At 42.1% G+C, this 16,594-nt stretch carries 18 protein-coding genes; 4 read left to right on the top strand and 14 right to left on the bottom strand.

Going from position 1 to position 16,594, the window contains the following annotated elements:
• Positions 1–15: 15 nt before the first annotated feature.
• From K7A41_RS01805 to K7A41_RS01795, 3 genes are read right to left on the bottom strand one after another with little or no spacing between them, the layout of a single operon-like run.
• The gene (locus tag K7A41_RS01805; RefSeq protein ID WP_265712340.1) at positions 16–639 is read right to left on the bottom strand and encodes a response regulator transcription factor; all 624 of its coding nucleotides are present in this window, start codon (positions 637–639) and stop codon (positions 16–18) included.
• A complete protein-coding gene (locus K7A41_RS01800) occupies positions 632–2,659 on the bottom strand; it encodes a sensor histidine kinase (RefSeq protein ID WP_265712339.1) in 2,028 nt (675 codons plus the stop codon). Before K7A41_RS01800 ends, K7A41_RS01805 begins: the two co-directional genes overlap by 8 nt.
• A gap of 47 nt (positions 2,660–2,706) precedes the next feature.
• Complete coding sequence (locus tag K7A41_RS01795) at positions 2,707–3,678, bottom strand: hypothetical protein (RefSeq protein WP_265712338.1); 972 nt, start codon at positions 3,676–3,678, stop codon at positions 2,707–2,709.
• A 472-nt stretch (positions 3,679–4,150) separates the two neighbouring features.
• Between K7A41_RS01795 and K7A41_RS01790 the strand changes: the two genes are divergently transcribed.
• Together K7A41_RS01790 and K7A41_RS01785 are read left to right on the top strand one after the other, a co-directional pair.
• A complete protein-coding gene (locus K7A41_RS01790; protein ID WP_265712337.1) occupies positions 4,151–6,373 on the top strand; it encodes a glycosyltransferase in 2,223 nt (740 codons plus the stop codon).
• A gap of 274 nt (positions 6,374–6,647) precedes the next feature.
• Positions 6,648–6,770 (top strand): hypothetical protein, encoded by a 123-nt coding sequence (locus tag K7A41_RS01785; RefSeq protein WP_265712336.1) that lies wholly within the window; start codon positions 6,648–6,650, stop codon positions 6,768–6,770.
• 197 nt (positions 6,771–6,967) lie between these two features.
• Here K7A41_RS01785 and K7A41_RS01780 read toward each other — a convergent pair whose 3' ends face one another.
• The 11 genes from K7A41_RS01780 to K7A41_RS01730 form a co-directional block, all read right to left on the bottom strand.
• Positions 6,968–8,029 carry a fatty acid desaturase family protein gene (locus tag K7A41_RS01780; RefSeq protein ID WP_265712335.1) on the bottom strand — a complete coding sequence of 354 codons (1,062 nt, stop codon included), beginning with the start codon at positions 8,027–8,029 and terminating at the stop codon, positions 6,968–6,970.
• 376 nt (positions 8,030–8,405) lie between these two features.
• On the bottom strand, positions 8,406–8,735 hold the full coding sequence (locus K7A41_RS01775) for a DinB family protein (protein WP_265712334.1): 330 nt from the start codon (positions 8,733–8,735) through the stop codon (positions 8,406–8,408).
• Positions 8,736–8,801: 66 nt separating this feature from the next.
• Complete coding sequence (locus K7A41_RS01770) at positions 8,802–9,362, bottom strand: hypothetical protein (RefSeq protein WP_265712333.1); 561 nt, start codon at positions 9,360–9,362, stop codon at positions 8,802–8,804.
• Between the two features lie 49 nt (positions 9,363–9,411).
• Positions 9,412–10,068 carry a cysteine hydrolase family protein gene (locus K7A41_RS01765; RefSeq protein ID WP_265712332.1) on the bottom strand — a complete coding sequence of 219 codons (657 nt, stop codon included), beginning with the start codon at positions 10,066–10,068 and terminating at the stop codon, positions 9,412–9,414.
• Positions 10,069–10,080: 12 nt separating this feature from the next.
• Complete coding sequence (locus K7A41_RS01760) at positions 10,081–10,539, bottom strand: nuclear transport factor 2 family protein (RefSeq protein WP_265712331.1); 459 nt, start codon at positions 10,537–10,539, stop codon at positions 10,081–10,083.
• Between the two features lies 1 nt (position 10,540).
• The gene (locus tag K7A41_RS01755) at positions 10,541–11,275 is read right to left on the bottom strand and encodes an SDR family NAD(P)-dependent oxidoreductase (RefSeq protein WP_265712330.1); all 735 of its coding nucleotides are present in this window, start codon (positions 11,273–11,275) and stop codon (positions 10,541–10,543) included.
• A gap of 4 nt (positions 11,276–11,279) precedes the next feature.
• Positions 11,280–11,498 carry a tautomerase family protein gene (locus tag K7A41_RS01750; RefSeq protein ID WP_265712329.1) on the bottom strand — a complete coding sequence of 73 codons (219 nt, stop codon included), beginning with the start codon at positions 11,496–11,498 and terminating at the stop codon, positions 11,280–11,282.
• Between the two features lie 11 nt (positions 11,499–11,509).
• Complete coding sequence (locus tag K7A41_RS01745; RefSeq protein WP_265712328.1) at positions 11,510–12,046, bottom strand: YceI family protein; 537 nt, start codon at positions 12,044–12,046, stop codon at positions 11,510–11,512.
• 119 nt (positions 12,047–12,165) lie between these two features.
• On the bottom strand, positions 12,166–13,248 hold the full coding sequence (locus K7A41_RS01740) for an NAD(P)H-dependent flavin oxidoreductase (protein ID WP_265712327.1): 1,083 nt from the start codon (positions 13,246–13,248) through the stop codon (positions 12,166–12,168).
• A 61-nt stretch (positions 13,249–13,309) separates the two neighbouring features.
• The gene (locus K7A41_RS01735) at positions 13,310–13,897 is read right to left on the bottom strand and encodes a Crp/Fnr family transcriptional regulator (RefSeq protein ID WP_028071214.1); all 588 of its coding nucleotides are present in this window, start codon (positions 13,895–13,897) and stop codon (positions 13,310–13,312) included.
• Between the two features lie 221 nt (positions 13,898–14,118).
• Complete coding sequence (locus tag K7A41_RS01730; RefSeq protein ID WP_265712326.1) at positions 14,119–14,499, bottom strand: winged helix-turn-helix transcriptional regulator; 381 nt, start codon at positions 14,497–14,499, stop codon at positions 14,119–14,121.
• Between the two features lie 182 nt (positions 14,500–14,681).
• On the opposite strand from K7A41_RS01730, the gene K7A41_RS01725 reads away from it, so the two are divergent.
• Positions 14,682–15,641 (top strand): NADP-dependent oxidoreductase, encoded by a 960-nt coding sequence (locus K7A41_RS01725; protein ID WP_265712325.1) that lies wholly within the window; start codon positions 14,682–14,684, stop codon positions 15,639–15,641.
• A 160-nt stretch (positions 15,642–15,801) separates the two neighbouring features.
• Complete coding sequence (locus K7A41_RS01720) at positions 15,802–16,551, top strand: SDR family NAD(P)-dependent oxidoreductase (RefSeq protein ID WP_265712324.1); 750 nt, start codon at positions 15,802–15,804, stop codon at positions 16,549–16,551.
• Positions 16,552–16,594: the final 43 nt, after the last annotated feature.

Raw genomic sequence — 16,594 nt, 5'->3', positions numbered from 1 at the left:
GACAGCGCATTGCTATTAAATAAACTTCATTTCAGTAGCCTTGTGGATCAGGGAAACCGAATTGGTCACTGCAAATTTTTGCAGCAGATTTCGCCGATGGCTTTCGACAGTCAATGGGCTGATAAACATCAGTTCACCAATTTTTGGCGTGGTATGCCCTTGCGCCATCCATTTGAGCACCTCGCGCTCCCTTTCTGTAATCTTTGGAATGGAATCTTGTTGGTTACCTTTTAATATAAATTTCATTTCGCGGCTAAGAATCTGCTCACCCTGATGGACAGCATGTATCCCCTGAAGTAAATCTTCAGCAGAGACATTTTTGAGAAGATAGCCCAGGGCTCCCGCTTGCAGCATACGAAGGGCAATGCTGCCTTCATTTAGGTTGCTGATCGCAATGATCTGCGTATTCGGAAATTCCTTCTTTATAATAACCGTGGTATCGATACCATTCATGCCCGGCATGTTGATGTCGACAAGAACAATATCGACAGGTCGGGTGCGAAGAAAGTCCAGAGCATCCGCAGCACAGGTAAATGTACCCATTAACGCGATGTCGGCGCTGTTCTTCAAAATAAATTCAAATCCATTCAGTACGAGTGGGTGGTCGTCTATAATAATGACCGAAATTACCTTATCCATGTATATCAAGTTGAATGTGAAAAGATGCGCCGTTTCCTACTGCTGCATCAATCTCTAATTGTCCGTTTAAGATGTCTACCCGATTGCGAATATTGGAAATACCAATTCCTTCCTTGGTCATGGAAGCATGTTGGGGATCAAAACCCTTACCGTTGTCCTCTACATTCATATGGAATTTATCTTCCACTTGGCTACATTGCACCCATACCTGCGAAGCTCCACTATGCTTTATGGCATTGGTGAGCAGTTCCTGCAAAATCCGGTATACGGCAATCAGAAAAGCTTGCGGATACTCGTCGCGTAGGTGTGATGCCTGAAAATCTACCTGAAGATTGGGATGTGACATGGCATTGCAAAGATCTTTTAGGGCGACTCCAAGACCCATATATAACAAAGATTCTGGCATCATATTGCGCGCTATCCGTCGCAGTTCATCAACGGAATGGTCCAGCTGTTCAATGATTATATTCAGGTCAGTGGTTGTTTCTATTGCTTTCTTTGGCCTCGTGTTCGCTGCGACGGCAGAAAGTTTTAGTTTGGTACTTGCCAGCATGCCGCCCAATCCGTCGTGCAAATCCCTTGCAATGCGGCTACGCTCTCTTTCCTGTCCCTGTAACATTGCATTATAAAGATTCAATTTTTCCTGTTGCCTGCGACTTTTGATTTCCTCTTTCAAGAGCATCTCTTTTTGTGCAGCTAACTTTTTCTTGTTGAGGAATGCGGTGTACCAGATAAATGATAAAAAGCATAATACAAGCAGACCGAATGCGAGAATACCAACCCAAATGCGTGTCTTTTGCAAGGCGAGCTGATGCCCTTGGTTCTCTGTTTTTATACGCAATAGCTCCTTTTCTTTTTCGGCTGTCTGATATATTTTTTCCAGTTCTATAATGCGCGCTTCACCCTGATTCACAAATAGGGTGTCGGAAATTTTTTTGTGTGCTTCGTACCAGCGGGTCGCTTGTTGGAACTGCCCCAATTTAACCGCCTGAGTCGCCAGATTAGCATAGACCATCTGCCTGTTTCTTAGGGACTCTTTATTTTGTACATAAGGAAGTATGGCCTGCAGCTTGTCCAGGGCAGCCTGATGCTGTCCAGCAGCTTGGAGTGCGGTGAATTGATCGAAAATTATGGCCGCGGTCATATCATTGTTCTGCTGTCGCTTTGCGGCAGTGAGCCCATGCTCAAAATGTGTATTTGCGCGAGCCATATTTTTTTCTGAAGCCCAATAGCTCCCTGCTACAGCATGATAAATTGGAATGTAGGATGAATTGGGAATACGACGAGCTATTTTCTCTGCTTTATCGAGTCGTATTTTGGCTGTTTTACCATCCTTTCGAAACAATGCATTACGGGCTGCATTAACGGATAGTGTAAAGAGCTGCTCGTCCGAGTCGTTTCTTCCCTGAAGTGATTGAAAGGCCTTATCATAGTATTGCTCGGCCTTGCCATATGCCTTCAGGTTCATCAACACCATGGCTACATTCTGATAATTATTTCCCAGCAGGGTGGAATCTTTCAGCTGTTCCGCTATCGGTATCACTTGGTTGAGAAGTACATGCACATATTCATCCGACTTTCCTTCGCGCTGCAGTAATGCACCATAGCTACCCCATAGCCTCGCACGGTGTTTTTGAGCGGAGCGTATATGTTTTTGATCTGCTTTTTTAAGCTGATCTTCGGCCTGTAAGTAAAGTTGCTTCGCCCGGAAAGGGGCAGTGTCAAAGTAGACCGCGGCACGGTAAAAATACGATAAACCCCTAAAGTAGCTGGTTTTGCGCATGGGGCCCAATACCTGTTCGGCTTCCGCAATATACTTCAGCGCTTGGGTACTATCGTAATCGGACCAAAAGAAACTTAATTCATAAAGCGCTTGGGTTCTATGTTCTAGATCATTCAGACGAAGCAATTGCTGATATAGGCTATCACTAAACTTTTCCAGTTGATCCTCCTGTTGCCCAAAGGCGTTGATTCGGATCAATGCAAAAAGCATTGCGATAAATAGTAACGTTTTATTCATGCACCGCAAACAGGATATTGATTTCTCAAAATACAAAATAATTTTTATTATCGCCAAATCATCTGTCCATCAGCACTTTCAATTTTATCTTTTCCTTTCCAGATCACAGGAAGGACATCGGAAGCGCCATTGGTTTCTAAGCCAACATCGTGTTGCTTGCCGTCATTCGGAATAATTTTCATGTCCCAAAGGTATCCAAGTGTTCCCGTTGATCGATAATTTGTACCAACCAATACATATTTTCCATCAGGAGAAAATTCCGGTACAGATTCTTTGAAATTGCTCGACGTGATCTGCTTCAGATTGTTACCGTTTATATCCATGGTGTAGATATGATTGCCGATGTTGAGAGCGAATTGTGTTCCTTCCTGGTTCACGGTCAACTTGCCCCAGTCCTGATAATTCATTTCTTTCACTAATGTTCCCGACTTATAAGGGGGAGCCAACTTGATGATATATTTTCCATGTGTCAAGACAATGTTGTTGCGGGGTAGCCATAAGCGGGATTCGTTGAAACCTAGCCGTTCACCATTGATGTCCACGATACGTGTCACAAATTCACCGTTTCGTTTCAAAATAGTCAACCCGTCTTCAAAGTCATTCGATGTGACCAGGATCAGGCTGTTGTCGGGCGATAGATAGCCTTTACAATAGGTATTACCGGCAGGACTATTATAAATAAACTCTTCAACGATGTTTCCGCTGTTCATATCACTGATGGTAAACTTTACATCGTATTGTCCCAATCTGCTGGCATTTACGGAGGTTAGTTTCCATTTTCCATCGCGCGAAATGTCAAAATTATTCAGTTTCGTGTCGTCTGGTATAAAGGATCCACCGATACCATCGGGTAAGCTCATCTTAATAACCCCTTCAGTTGCCCAATCGTAATAGATTGTTCCCTTCAAGGCAGTGGGGTAAGTGCTGGGGCCGCTACCACTATCGACACCATCCTTTGAGCACGAGCTCATCAATAATAAGGTAAAAACCTGTGCAGCTATGCAAAATAACTTTTTCATCGTATTCTTCTTTTAGTGTATCCAAAATTACCCAGTTGATCATTTGAAATCAATCCACGAAAACTAGGGTTTGGACGCCCGTAGACTACTGACTTGTTGCCCTTGCACAGCATCATCGATTTGGGAAAGCAGCGATTCGTAATACAAAAAGTGGAAAACGTTATAGTTAAATTTTATCACCGTCAGCCCTTTGTTGAGTACGTTTTTTAGTTTGTCAGGTGACCCACTCAATAATTTTATCAAAAATTCCGAACTCTGAAGAGATAGGCTGTAACGATCTGGTTCAGTTTTTTTGCATAAAAAAAGCAGACAACTTTTATTAAGTGTATCCTTAAGAAGCACGAGAGTTCAATAGAACTATTAATGCCTTTATTACAGTTTAATTTTGTATATTTATAAACCTCCCTACGTGCAGCACCTTGTCAAAGATACAGGAAGATCGTATGCAAGGACTTAACTTAAAAACCCAACAATGATTTCAGCAACAAAAAGAGGAATAGCATTCCTATCCACCTATCCTCCACGCGCCTGCGGTATTGCAACCTACACAACAGATCTAATGAAGGCTATCGCGAGTAAATTTGAAGAGTCTTATCGACTAATTCCTATACCGATAATAGATGATATTACATCTCAAGAAGATGGTCCATTAGGGAAACTAGATATAGCAAACCCACTTTCTTTCGATACTATTCTTGAAAACATACTGTTTGATCAGGACATTAAATTGATTTGTATCGAACATGAGTTTGGCCTTTTCGTTGGTCAAGAAACTAAGTTCATAACGTTTCTCAAGGATCTTAATGCAGCACAACTTGCTATTGTCCTGACTTTCCATACGGTGCTGCCAGCGCCAGATTGCACGATGCTTGAAAATGTATATGCTATTGCTTATAATTGTTCGCAAATTATCGTGATGACACAAGGATCCGCCGATATCCTTATTGCTACTTACAAAATTCCTGCCGGTAAAATAACGGTAATTGCGCATGGCACGCATTTAGCTCCGGCGACGGATAAGCACGCCATTCTTGAGCGGTATAGTCTCGTGGGCAAGAAAATCCTCAGTACATTCGGTTTACTGGGACCCAGCAAGAGTATAGAAACAACACTCTACGCACTACCCGCTATTATCGAACAGCATCCAAATGTAATGTTTCTTATTTTAGGGATGACACACCCCAATCTTTTACGATATGAAGGAGAGACGTATAGAAACAAACTTGAGGCAATCATAGATCAATATGACATTTCAGATCATGTCCGTTTTGTTAATGAATTTCTTTCAACAGAAAACTTATTAGCCTATCTATCGATCACCGATGTGTATCTTTTTACCTCAAAAGACCCCTTACAGGCGGTTAGCGGTACATTTTCTTATGCGCTGAGCGCTGGCTGCCCCATTGTTTCGACGCCAATCCCTCACGTGAAAGAGATTTTAAAGGAAGATATGGGGACCATAGTTGGTTTTGAAGACTCTGAGCAGGTTGCGGCTGCAGTCAATCAAATTTTGGATGATGAACTTAAATTAAGGGAAATCCATCGTGTGAATCTTCAAAAAATGGTCAAGACCTCCTGGCAAAACGTTGCCATAGCTCATGTTGATCTTTTTGAGCTTCTGCTAGATAAAAAGAGGGAAATGATATACTCAGTCCCTCCCGTCAACCTGGATCATATTTTTCGGATGTCTGAGGGGCGTGGATTTGTTCAGTTTGCGGACATCTCTATGCCCGACCTTGCAAGCGGTTATGCATTGGATGACAATGCAAGAGCGCTTATAGCCATGTTGCATCACTATAAAATATATGAATCTTATGAAACCATTGACCTGATCCAGAAATACTTGGATTTTATAGGTTATTGTATGCAAGAAAATGGTACATTTCTGAATTATGTAGACAGGAGCGGCAATTTTACTACACAAAATAAACAGGAGAATCTTGAAGATGCCAATGGCAGGGCTGTCTGGGCTCTGGGTGAAGTGGTTGGTATGGCCGATCTTTTGCCTGAAAGGATAGTAATATTTGCGATAGAGCTTTTGGAGCGTGCATCTGAGCATGCATTAGTGTATTATTCGACAAGATCCATGGCCTTTACCATTAAGGGCCTGAGTTTTAAGAAGGGCAAAAATTATAAAGCTATCATAGAAGTCCTAGCGGATCGTTTGGCAGCCATGTTTGAACATGAGAGCTCTACAGATTGGCATTGGTATGAATCTTACATGACCTATGGCAATAGTGTTATCCCAGAAGCCATGTTGATTGCCTATGAGACAACTGGGTATAAAAGATATAGAGACATCGGCTATCAATCCTTTGATTTCTTGTTGAGCAGGATTATTGTCGACGATGAGATTCATGTAATTTCCAACAAAGGGTGGGCACAGCGCGGCCAGCTGAGAACCGAGCCAAGGGGCGGAGAGCAGCCCATTGATGTTGCTTATACCATTATTGCACTAGATAGATTCTATAAGTTTACAAAGGATGAGCAATATAAGAAGACTATCCGAATAGTATTCGACTGGTTCTTGGGACGGAATCATATTAGACAGATCGTTTATAATCCCATTACCGGAGGCTGTTTTGATGGTCTAGAAGAGCATGCTGTCAATATCAATCAAGGTGCGGAATCTACCATAAGTTATTTAATGGCAAGGCTTAAGATGGAGGATTACACACAAGAACCTGTGAGATAGTTTTTTTTGAACAATAGATGCTTCATTGTCAATTATTATTTGTACATTTAATATTAGTATCTACTATTTCATATAACCCCATTCGGTAGATCAAATATGATAAATCACTTGTTTTATCTTTAAATTCTCCACAATATATCTTTCGGAAATTTTTAGTTCAACAACTAGCTGCTAGCGTACCTCAGAGAGAAAAACGGCTTAATATTATTCCTCCAGATCAAGTATGAACATTGAAAAGGAGAAAGGATCATACACACTATAAAATCCATACATCATGAGTAAAAACACAAAAAAGGAAAAAAGCACAAAAGAGAAAACGCAGTCATCCTATCAAAAAGAAAAGGATACTGTCTCTAAAGATTTAACGGATAATGTCTTCCGTAAAAAAAGAAAATAGGCGATTTAAAAATAGCTTATAATATGCACTTGCACTAAGGTAGATTAATTTGGAGCGGGTATAAAGCTGGATTATTAGACCAGGCTTTTGCCCGCTTTTTTTTAGCAAAACTGATACGTGGACGAAAAACCGATCGGCAACCAGACCTCAATTGACCTAATTGCCTTCTTCTGCGCGTAGCTGGAATAGAAGGATTTCTAATGGGACAGGCTATGGATGACCCGTATATGGGATTTGAATGCCTCCCGAAAGGTCTCATATTCAATGTTCTTGATACCGAGCTCTTTGCAGGTCTCCTTTACGATCCTATTGATTGCAGGATAATGCACGTGGCAGATTTTTGGGAAAAGATGGTGCTCCACCTGAAAATTCAATCCACCGAGCAGCCAGGTCAACACCTTATTCCTAGTGGCAAAATTAGCTGTCGACTGCACCTGATGTGCCATCCATTCTTCCTCTAGCTTGTCGGTTACTATGGACTTGAATTCCGTTTCTTCAACCACATGTGCAAGCTGGAAGACGGTTGCCAAGCAGATCCCGCACAATAATCCCGCCACCAACAGACCGACCAGGGTCGGCAACCATCCGACAACGATCACCGGTATGACTATAAATATACCGAAATGGAACATTTTACTGATCCAAAAGATAACTCTCTCTTTAAGCGGAAAAGCAAACCTTTCGGAGTTCTTACCGAGCTTTTGCCGAAAGTACTTTTCATAGTCCTGAAAGAAAATCCAAGCGAGGTAAGATACGCCATATAGGAAAATAAAGTAGTATCGCTGGCACTTGTGATAACCTTTGACTGGCTGATCGGGGTGCACACGCATGAACTTGATCTCAATATCATGGTCCTCTCCCTCGATATTGGTATACGTGTGGTGAGCGATGTTATGTTTAAGTTTCCAGAAGTATATATTGCCCCCGACAAGGTTCAACGAATATGAGAGTATGGTGTTAATCTTCGTATTGCGCGAAAAAGAATTGTGACCGGCATCGTGCATGATATTGAAGCCGATTGCTGCAAAATTGAGGCCCAAGAACAAACACAATAGGATACTGACAGGCCAATAAGGTTGCACAAATATAAGTAGTGTGTAAAGACCTATAAATGAAGCAAATAGGATGGCCGCCTTTAAACCAACCCTCCAATCGCCTGTTTTAGATTTACCGCTAACTTTAAAATATTCGTTTACCCTTACTCTGAGTGATTTTGAAAAGAATGTATTTACATTACTGAATTTTATAGATGGTGACATGTGGAATTGTTAAGGGTGCTGTTGTTTCTTTTGACGTCGAATCTTTTTCCTGTTGATAGGAAGACCGTGAATTCACTTTCGTTATCTGCTAAGTGGGGTTAAATAAGTAGCAGAACTTTTGGTCAAAGGTAAGGATAATAATTGACTTTCAGTCTATTATCCTTGTTAAATTTTGAGATAGTATCAACTACGCATAACATATCCTCATGGTATCCATCATACATACACCTGTCGGTAACGAGCATATATTCTGCGGCTTGTCGGAAGAAAAATAACTGTTCAACAATGCCACCTATTCCCGCACTGATCTAGAGGTGTTATGATTTCCGGTTAATGAAGCATTATTACATTGAGATAGGGCATACTTATACCTTATTTAATTTAGAAGTTTTAAATAGCTCAATATTATTCCATAGTGCTCGGCTTCGTGAAAGTTAGCAGCCTGAAGTGCTTGGAGGTGATTGGTTATGGTGATGCCAATTGGTAAGCTAAAGGGGGTGTATTGTGATATATGCATTGGCAGCCCGCTGCGCATATACATATGCCTCTGTTGGGATGTGATACAGTGGCCAATCTGCCAAACTATATTATTGTTGAAGTTTTCAGGGATTTTAAATAATATTTTGTTGTCAACCGTTTCTAATAATTGGAGCAACCTGGTTCTGCTAGCTTTTAAAATCTCAAATTCAAATAATTCGTTGGTCATCGTTTAAATCAATTAAATAAAATCCAATATGGTCTATTCCAAATCTACTATAAACTTGGGATATGGTCAAGCTTCAGCAATGGTGTCCGTTTTTCCTGTAGCCAGCCCTAATGTTTGACGCTCGATACTGGCTGCAAATAGAGGAGTTTCGCCACGGTTGTGTTCTATGGAAATCGGTTGCCGTTGCGCTTTAAAAGTTTCAAATGGGATTCCTTGTTTTGCGAGTATTAACATCATTTCGTCGGTTGCGTGAGTTATTACCCGGTTCGTAAATTCCGTTTGTTTGTCGTTGATTGCTTTTACGGAAAGTTCCCATTGCACATGTATAACGACTCGTCCCGTAGGGGTGAATACATCCGAGAAAGATGTCAGAACGAGTTGGTGTGGCTTTGAAATTTCCTCCTGGTAATGTTGAACCATAGGGTTGCCGCCTATCACCTCAACATTGACTGACATTCGCCGCCCGTCGGCACCTATTCCTTTCGCTGCCGTGATATGTGCTGGCGAGCAGCTTTGATATTCTGCTTCTGTTAAACTAAATACCCATTCCGGAATATTTATTTTTTCGATCGGAGCGTTTATTATAGCGCTAAAACTCGAATCGACTATTTGATCTGCTATTTTCATATTGTACCCATGTCGTTTTTTATATTTTATCAGTGTGGTATCCAAAACGTTAACCTTCCATATTCAGGATATGAATCAGCTCATTTGATTTCAAGATAGCGTGAGCATACGTTGGACCATTAATTTCGTGAGCGGCGTGCATATTCTCCCATGAGTATGCAGCAGTACCATCCGTTACCAGTGTAACATGATACCCTAGTTCCATCGCCATGCGGCCTGTCGCTTCGATACAGGAATTTGCCAACATACCAATGAGGATTATTCGGTCAATATCATGCTGTTTCAGTTGAAAGTCAAGGTCAGTATTTACAAATCCATTTTGTGACCAATGCTCTTTAATAATAATATCATCTGGCGTAGGTAAGAAATCCTGATGAAATTCTCCTCCCCACGAACCCTTCGCAAAAAGCTGCCGCTCATTAGTCGAAAGCTGTGTCGCTGTTGGGTACTTCCAATGCCTATAATCATTGGGTTCGGCATGATGATGGGGGACATATAGGATCTGTATACCCAACGTTCGTGCGGTATTTATTATGGCTGACATATTATCCAGCAGATTGATCTTTTCAATCACTGCTTTTGATTTGAAATAAGATTTGCCATCAGGATGCAAGAAATCATTATACGGATCCACGATAAGTATGCCCGTTCTCCTGTAGTCGTATCTGCCATATCTGGCAAAGCCGTCAATTGTATGTTGATTCATGTGCTTCGTTCCTTATATTTGATCAGCTGTATCTGTCATCATCTTATTTACGATTAACCATTGGCCATCGATGTTGTGAAATGAAAGGTAGTCATGATAGTAAAAGTCGTACATCTTCACTTTCACTTCAGCAATAGCAATCGAGTTGACGGTAGAAATCTTGAGAATTTCGCCATGGAATGGCTTGCCCGAATCCTTCGGACTTTGTCGGTGTGCGACCCCATCAAGATACTCTGCAAGATTTTTTGCGTAAGGCTGACCTTTCACATCCCCAAAGAGCAGTGCGCCAGGATGATAAGCAGTGCTTAATAAAGCAACATTACCTTCGTAAATCCCTTTGAAATACCGATTTTCCAATACATCAGAAATAGCGGCTATTTTTTCTTTTTGCGTTTCCATTTTAATTTTGTTTTGAGCTTTGCTGCCCCAACAAATGCAGGACAGCAAAACGATTAATTGTATGTTTTTCATCTTATTTTAAATTGTGACCAGCTCCCATGCCGCCATCGACATTGATAATAGCCCCGTTAATGAAATTACTTTTGGCAACGGTGTAAATCATCTCTGCAACGTCCTGCACTTCGCCCACACGGTTCACAAGATGTATGCCCGCCATTTTATCGCTGCTGTCACCGTGCATTGGAGTACGTATCACACCGGGCGCAATTGTATTTACCCGTATATTCCGGCTGCCAAATTCGGCAGCTAATTGGATTGTTAGTGCATGGATGGCCCCTTTGCTTGCTACGGGGGCGGAAGCCGGAGCGCCACCTAACCCATAATATACCAGCGGTGTACCAATGTTGATAATCACGCCTCCCTGCTGTTTCAGCATTTGCGGAACAACGGCTTGCGAAGTGAAAAACGTTCCTTTCAGGTTGGTGTCCAAAAACTTGTCAAGATATGCCTCGTCCACTTCAAGAAAAGGCTTGTTGTCAAAAATCCCGGCATTGTTTATCAGTACGTCAATGCTGCCAAACTTTTCCAAAGCAACGTCGGCCAACCGTGCTCCGGTCTTTTTGTCCTTTACGTTGCCTGCCACCATTGCGAGATTGTTACCGCCGCCTAATTGCTGGTACACACGCTCCAATTTTTCCGGTGTGGTGGAATTAATGACTACATTATCGCCCTTTTCCAAAAAATATTTGGCCACCCCTTCACCGATACCAGATGATGCTCCGGTTACAATAATTGTCTGTTTGCTCATAATCTTATTTTTTATCGGCAGTAATGCCTTTTTCACGTAATACGGAGGCCTGTTCTCCAGCATAGCCCCAATCGTCCAATTCAACTTCCTGTATAACGATATGGGTTAGGTGCGGATCTTTGTTCAGCGTATTTGTAATAAGGTCGGTAACGCCTTTTATCAATTGCTGTTTTTGCTCACGGGTAACGCCCTCCTTTGTGATTTCAATTTTTACGAATGGCATGACAATAAGATTTATGCGTGAGCAGCTTCTTCCACTGCTTTTGCGGTTAATAATACATTCAGCTCAAAATCATTGTAAATGAGTGTATCGCCGAGGTTCTGGAAGAAATTACCGGAACGGAACTTGATCCCGTATTTGGTACGGTCAATGACGATTTTACCCGTTGCCGTAAACGTGTCGTCATTAATGGTAGCCTTAATGTCGAATACCACCGGATTTGTAATGCCTTTGATGGTAAGATCCCCCTCAACCTGGTCACCTTGTACAGACGTGATGGTGAAGTAGGCTTCGGGGTGCTGGTCGATACCAAAGAAATCATCAGAAGCCAGGTGACCTGCAAATTGTGCGTTGGTCGCAGGGTCTGTGATGTCCAATATTTTGATAGATGTTGTATCTACCACAAATCTTCCTCCTTTGATCTGACCTTCAGATACAGTGATTTCTCCATCTTTCAGATTGATGGTTCCGTTGTGTGCTCCGGTTACTTTTTTACCTACCCAGTCGATGTTGCTCTGTGCAGTTACGATGTTGAATTTTTGTGTTCTCATTTTTTTAAATTTTTATTGTTTTAAAATTCTACAACAAAGTAACGATGTAATCAGGGGGCAGTTACGTGACCTACATCACATTCTCTAAAAGTCAAAAAAGTTGGAGCAAATTGGAGGTACTATCTCATTGCATCAAAATGTGCATTCGTGCCTTCGACAAGTGACCGCATTAAGGCGGATGCCTTTTTGTGCTTCAACAGGGGCGCAATCTGTCCGCCCCAAAAAAACACCATGTCCGACTTTTGTTGCTCTATGGCTGCTTTTCGCAATGAAGACATTAATGTAGTTTGCAAGGGGAATGGCAAAATAGACTGCTCATGTCCCACCAAGTTTTTGGTGATCGGTGTGCTGATCCCTCTGCCCAGTCTACCGGTATAGGCTCTTGATAGGGTCGTATATTTTGCTTTATCCGAAAATAGCATTTCCCTGTGGGCTGGCAGCGCACCGGATTCGTCACAGGCTAAAAAAGCCGTACCTATCTGTGCTGCATCAGCACCTAACGTCAGTGCCGCTGCGATGCCTTTGCCATCAGCAATACCTCCCGCAGCTATTACAGGCACTTTCACTTTTTCGCTGATTAGTTGCAGCAGTACGAATGTTCCGGTCGTGGATGATTCCGCCGAAGCCATAAAAGACGGGCGATGACCGCCTGCCTCAAACCCAGAAGCAATAATGGCATCCACGCCTGAGCGTTCCAATGCCATAGCTTCATCCAGCGTTGTCGCTGCACCTACCGTTACAATGCCTCTTTTTTTACATTCTTCCATCACGTCAGCGGGCAAAGTACCAAACACGAAACTGAACACCTTTGGGCGAATATCCAGCACGACGGCTAATTGATTTTCAAACCGGGTCTTAAAAGGAGCGGGTTTTTCGGGAAAGGGAATGTTCAGTTCTTCAAAATAAGGGCTGAAAGCCTTTTTTGCACGTTCGTACTGCTCATCCGTTGCCAGCCCGCCGGGCGCATCGGTTTCAGATACCCATAGATTAAGATTGTAAGGTTTGCCGGTGGCTGCTTTTATCTTGCTGTCAATGCCAATAATTTCATCCGGGCTTAATGTATAAGCACCATAACCGCCCAAACCGCCCATATTGGAAACGGCTGCTACCAATTCAACAGACGAAAGGTTGCCGCCAAAGGGTCCCTGCAATATTGGATAATCAATACCTATTAACCGGGTAATTTTCGTATCGTTCCACATGATATTTCTTTTTTAATTACACCGTCAAAGGTGGCAATGAACAGAACAAAAATTACGTGACTTACATCACATTCTTGTGTGAATTGTAAAGACGGCTTAGTGTTTCTCTTGATACGCCCAAATAAGCAGCAATCAGGTGCTTGGGAACGAGGTTGTATAATTGCGGGTACATACGAAGCAATTCCTCATACCTGGTTTTGGCGTTATTGTTCATAAAGGAAAGCAAGCGTTTTTGGGATGCGACATAGCCACCATTGGTACGCCAGCGAAAAAAATGTTCCATTTGGTGTATTTCGCTGCAGATTTTTTCCCGGTCTTCATTGGAAAGGCCGAGCAGCTCAACATCGGTAATACAGTCCAGATTGACCGTAGCTTTGGTCTGTGCGTACAAAGCATTGTAATCAGATGCCCACCATGTGGGCATTGAAAATTGCAGAATGTACATCTTTACATCATCATTGATGTAAAATGTCTTTAAGCATCCTGAAACGACAAAATACTCGCAATTTACTTTATCACCCTCCCGTATGACCATCTGTCCTTTGCTAAAAGAAAGTGGCTTAAAATGCTCAAAGACATAATCAAATTCCTCCGGGGTAAGCGACGCCCGTTTTGCTATATGTTCTCTTAAAAGTTCTTTTGCATCCATAGTATAAAACTGAATTAAACCCTACCCATGCTGTCAATTCCTTGTTGTCGAGTTGTTGGCATATTTTGCTTTTTCCGCTCAGATGTTATTACCAAATATACCCATAAATTTTTAGAGGGGATTTTGCAGGGAGGACATTATTCAAGTTATTGATAGGAGAGTTATAGCTCATTAAAAAACATTGGTTCCTTTTTGTGATTGTAGGATCTGTAGATCTTTATTTAGAAAATTGGTGTTTTTTGTTTTTGCAGCCTGTTCTCATTAATGATGAGTTGTTTATGTTCCTTCCCCCAATCAATCATCTGCAATATCAAGTTGCCATAGGCTTTGGCGTGCTCGGTAAACTCATATTCAATGATAGTCGTGAAGTCAGGGTCTACTTTTCGGATAATCAGCATATTGTCCTCGAGCTCTTTCAGATTTCGGGAAAGCATTCTTGTTGTGATACCCGGAATACTGCGTTCAATATCAGTAAATCGCTTGTTGCCGCAACAAATTGAATAGATGATCGGTAGCTTCCATTTACCACCTATCACATAGATGGTATCCTGTAACGCCTGTACATCATCTTTATCTATTTTAGTTTTTGCGCTTTCAGCCATTATATGTAACCTAATATCTGTGGTACTAAATTAAGTTTTTTAGTTCAATTAAGCAATTTGTGCCCCTATTGATCAAAGTGTTTAAGGTGGGTTTGTGCCCGTGGGTATCATCGGTGATAGTAACTCCATATTCCAGTAATGAGCATCGTAACTTTGTGCTATAAATAAATTTTGATTGCACAATGAAAGCAGTTATTTTAAAATCCCAGGGAGGCACAGAACAGCTGATGATGGCAGATCTCCCTATACCTCATCCCGGAAATGGAGAGGTTCTTATAAAAGTTCATGCCATAGGGATCAATCCGACTGATGTGTATGCTCGAAGGGATAGTCGATTGGATTATATTTTCAATGGAGAATCACCGAAGATCCTTGGATGGGATATCTCTGGGGAGATCGTGGAGATAGGAGCGGATACAGCACATTTCAAAGTAGGTGATGCGGTATTTGGTTTGTTGAACTTTCCGACCTATACGACACCGGGACATGCCAAAGGCTACGCCGAGTACGTGGTGGCGAGTATCAATGATATCGCGCTCAAGCCAGCGAATATTAGCTATGAAGAGGCCGCCGCAGTACCAATGGCTGCATTAACGGTGTGGCAGCCGTTGAATAAGTTCAGGATCAAGCCTGGTGACCGGGTATTTATAACAGCGGCTGGCGGTGGAGTAGGCCATTTCGCAGTTCAGCTCGCTAAATATTTTGGGGCTTATGTTATCGCATTGGCATCAGGCGCTAAAAGAGAGTTCGTATTGGGATTGGGAGCCGATGAGTTTATAGATTATCAGACTACCAATTTTCTTGATATCCTGTCTCCGGTTGATTATGTCATCGAAGGACTACGTGATGAGCATATTGCTAAATCTATGCAGGCGCTTAAGGATGGTGCAACCTTGCTTAGCCTCTGGGATCATATCGTAGGCAGTAAGTGGGCAGACTTGGCAGATAAGCGCAATATTAATGCATTTTACAATAACGTAGTATCAAATGGACAAGATATGAAAGCACTTGCCCGGTTGTTGGAAGAAAAAAAATTAACGCCTTACATATCCAAGCGATTTGGACTCGACGAAATCCCATTGGCGCATTCGGCGATAGAAAGCAATCATACCACAGGAAAAGTGGTTATCAAGGTTCTCTAAACACAAGAATTTCGGATATGAAAGATAGCGGTTTGACGGGCAATGGAAAATTTGTGACGTCATATTAAAAAGGCTAAAGCTGGACATTTCCTAAGGGCCATTTTACTGCCCGGAAATATCCGTTTAATAAGATTGGAATAAAAAATTAAATTCAAATAAGATGTCAAAATTAAATGAAAAAGTAGCGTTCATTACCGGTGGAACACGTGGTATGGGACGTGCCATCGTGGAGCGTCTAGCAAAAGAAGGTGCTACAGTTGCTTTTACCTATCTAAATTCTGATCAGGTAGCACAGCAGATTGTAGGTGAGATAAATCAGAATGGTGGCAAAGCATTCGCAATCAAAGCAGATGGTTCACAGAAGGGGGCAGTTGGCAAAGCAATTGAAGATGCTGTAGTTCTATTTCAGAAGATAGATATACTGGTGAACAATGCTGCTTTATCGGTAGGAGGTGCTATCGAAACGTCTGACGAAAGATCGCATGAATACGATCGCCAAATCGATGTAAATATCCGTTCGGTGGCCGAAGCCGTACGTACTGCGCAAAAGTATATGCCAGATGGCGGGCGTATCGTAAATATAGCCTCCGTTGGCGGTATCCGGATCGGAGGGCCAGGTTTATCAGATTATGTTGCGACCAAAGCTGCTATTTCTGCATATACGAGAGGATTGGCTTGGGACTTAGCACCTCGACAAATTACGGTCAATAGCGTAGAGCCCGGAGCGACAGATACAGATATGCTACAAAAAGCAGACGAGGCTGTCCGACAACATTATATGAACGCGATACCTTTAAAGCGTTTTGCGCAGCCCGAGGAGATCGCAGCGCTAGTTAATTTCTTGGTAGGGGATGAAGCGGGATATATTACTGGAAGCAGTTTTACCATCGATGGTGGTATATCCGCTTAAAGAAATAGCTTCGATTGAAATGTAAGTATTATGCATGTCGAAA

Source organism: Sphingobacterium sp. InxBP1 (genome assembly GCF_026191775.1).
In the GTDB taxonomy this organism is placed as follows: domain Bacteria; phylum Bacteroidota; class Bacteroidia; order Sphingobacteriales; family Sphingobacteriaceae; genus Sphingobacterium; species Sphingobacterium thalpophilum.
This window is presented reverse-complemented; position numbering and strand designations above follow the sequence as displayed.